This window comes from Shinella sp. CPCC 101442, from assembly GCF_024704725.1.
GTDB lineage: Bacteria > Pseudomonadota > Alphaproteobacteria > Rhizobiales > Rhizobiaceae > Shinella.
This window is the reverse complement of sequence record NZ_JALIQS010000024.1, coordinates 1-2671: the sequence shown is the minus strand read 5'-3', so window position 1 is coordinate 2671 and position 2671 is coordinate 1. Positions and strand designations below refer to the sequence as shown.

Genomic DNA, 2671 nt, shown 5'->3' with positions numbered 1-2671 from the left:
GCACATCTCTGCCGCGTTCGATGCCGTGGGCAGACTGTGTGTCGCGAGGCCTCCTGGCGATGTAACCGGGCCGAATATCATCGGGCGGGAACATCCGAGCGCGATGCTGGTTATAACTTCAATGAAGGAGGGAAACCAAATGAACGATCAATGTGACATCCAATAGCATTTCGATGTGAGAAGTAGCCGCGCGCTGCTTTCCTGCGACGGGAGGGATTATGTGCTCCCAGATACTTAACTGAGCAAAGATGCCGCGGAGGCGGCAGCAAAGAAATTTGCTTGGGACCGGCTAGGAACAAGATCGCGGCAGGCGATGAAATCTTCCGACCTACCTGTGTTTCATCGCTAAGCTCGGCGCGTTGTTTAGGCATGCAGCCTGGAGATAGCGAAGCCTCCACGTAGGATGGTTTCCGCCGCGCTTTTCGCTGTCCAGACGTATTTTTATTTTGGCGCTACAGGTGACGATGATGGTGCGCGACGCGCGAGCCGGTTATGTCGCCCGCGTATTCAATGCGTCCACCACGTTTCACCCGCACGCGATATCCACCGCGGTTGTAGGCCATGATCATGGCTATTCGTTTCCGGTTTTGATTGAGGTGGACGGCTCCACCGGAGGCTCATACCGTCCCGTTCTGACGCTCGAGATAGCAGATGATGTCGCTACCGGCTGCCACAAGCCGGAACTTCGCCTTTTGCCGCATGTTCTCTTCCTGACGCGATTTCCAGGGAGTGATTCTTATGCCCCACCAACAGGACGAACGTGGTGCCCCACTTAACAGTACCCACGATCCTGACCGGAAGAGCTATGCTGGCCGGGAAACCCGTCAGGGTGGCTTGGGGTGGCCAGTGCTGAAAGTGCTCGCCATCAGCTTGGGACTTGTTTTTCTAGTCTGGGGTGCGCTGGAGATTTGGGGTGAAGCCACGGAACCTACAGTGGAGACGGAAAAAACCTCCTTCACCACCAAAGACACTCAGACGCCCACCCAGGACACAATCGACAATACCGTTCCTGGCGGCGGGGAAACTGTTCCCAGTGACCGCGACCCAACCCAACCGACGAGCACCGGCGGTGATAGCCAAAGCGTAAGCCCAGACGGCACTGGAAACTGATGCGGCGCTCGCTTGGTAGCGGAGCGATACAATGGTGCCTGTTTGATTACTCATTGCACCACGCCTTCGCTGAGACGGCGTTGCCGTCGCAGGGATTTTCGCGCCTCAACTCTCTCGTGGCCGGTGTGTCAGTTTGTGATCGATCGACTCGGCGGTATCGCACTGCGGGTTTTACGGCAGGCGGTACGTCATGCACGGCTTGCAGTTCTAAAAATGGCGATCTTCGTCGCGAAGTAGGCGGCGCTATAGGCGGCGATAAGCTGCTCTTCAGTCGTCACCCCGTAGGCGTAGAACGTCGTCGCGGCCTTGTCTCGGTCTGTGCCATGCGGGACACCAGGCTGGTCAGGCTGTCGCGAAACAGCGCGATAACATTTGCCATTGTCCGGCCTTCCGCTCGGAACGTCTGTGCGGGTTCAAGTGTTTAGGCATTCCTATTGCCAAGACCGTCGATCACAACACGTCTTCGCAATCTGCGCCCGCCACTACATCCGAAAGGCACCCTCATGACCGACGAACATGAATTCGCTGACAAGTTCTGGAAATCCATCCGCTCAGATATGACCGCGATGGTTGGGACGAAGGACGTCCACCCCAAGCCCCTCACTGCTCAGTTCGACGGTGACCGCAAGTCGATATTCTTCTTCACCGCAAAAGGCACCGAACTGGCCGATAGCGCGGCCTCTCCTGTTGCTGCGACCCTTGTCTATTCGTCCAAGGGACACGACATTTTCGCTACCGTTCAGGGCACCCTCGAAGTCGACAATGACCCTGCACTCATCGACCGCCTATGGAACCGCTTTGTGGCGGCATGGTTTGAGGAGGGCAAGGATGACCCAAAGCTTTGCCTACTACGTTTTGAGCCCGCCGACGCAGAGATCTGGAAAGACGCCTCCAGCATTGTCGCAGGCCTGAAAATGTTCCTCGGGATGGGTGACCCGAAAGAGGACTACAGGGACAGCGTTGCCACCGTAAAGCTGTAGCGGCGAAACGTCGGGGCCGGCGCTGTCGGCCCCCTAAATGTTCGCCAAAGTAAAGGTGCTCGCGTTTAGGAGAGCAGGTCTGGCGCTGATCGCGGGTTCGCGCTGAGGTCCGGATAGAGTTTCTCGCTTTCATCCCAGAGGCCGCCTTCGTTGCGGGTCTGTGTCAGTTCGCCGAAAGAAGACCGCGCCGGATGCCGGATTGTCGACATGACGTAGCGGTTCCATGAAAAGAGCCCTCGTCTTCCCGCCGCCCGTAGCGCCGCCATAGATCGCGATGTTAGCCGATGACGAAAGAAAGATCGTCTGTGGCCTTGGTTGCGGCCGGATGAACGTCTGTGCTGCCGCGCCCTGCTCATCCCCTGCCAATGTCGGGCACCTGGAAGATCGTCACCGGCGACACTGGCGCCGGGAGATCCGTCCCGTCCTTCCCTGTCAGCTCACGCCGGTTGGTGTAGCTGCCGCTGACTTCCTCGGTTGCCTACTTGAACAGCGACGAGGCCAGGACAATGTCGCCCCGCGATGGAAGGTCTTGCCGTCGAGAGCGCAGATCCGAAGACCGTCATGATTGACGCAGCCTATTT

General features: G+C 57.9%; 3 protein-coding genes. 2 read left to right on the top strand and 1 reads right to left on the bottom strand.

Annotated elements, in window-relative coordinates:
- The first annotated feature begins 846 nt into the window (after window positions 1-846).
- Window positions 847-1110, top strand: coding sequence for a hypothetical protein (locus MUO32_RS29230; protein WP_257951890.1), 264 nt, complete (start codon window positions 847-849; stop codon window positions 1108-1110).
- Window positions 1111-1613: 503 nt separating this feature from the next.
- Window positions 1614-2090 carry a pyridoxamine 5'-phosphate oxidase family protein gene (locus tag MUO32_RS29225; protein WP_257951889.1) on the top strand — a complete coding sequence of 159 codons (477 nt, stop codon included), beginning with the start codon at window positions 1614-1616 and terminating at the stop codon, window positions 2088-2090.
- Between the two features lie 65 nt (window positions 2091-2155).
- Here MUO32_RS29225 and MUO32_RS29220 read toward each other — a convergent pair whose 3' ends face one another.
- A complete protein-coding gene (locus MUO32_RS29220; protein ID WP_257951888.1) occupies window positions 2156-2299 on the bottom strand; it encodes a hypothetical protein in 144 nt (47 codons plus the stop codon).
- Window positions 2300-2671 lie beyond the last annotated feature (372 nt).

Excerpts from the sequence above, each read along its gene's own strand:
- MUO32_RS29225 (WP_257951889.1), top strand. The coding sequence starts at position 1,614 with ATGACCGACGAACATGAATTCGCTGACAAGTTCTGGAAATCCATCCGC.
- MUO32_RS29220 (WP_257951888.1), bottom strand. The coding sequence starts at position 2,299 with ATGTCGACAATCCGGCATCCGGCGCGGTCTTCTTTCGGCGAACTGACA.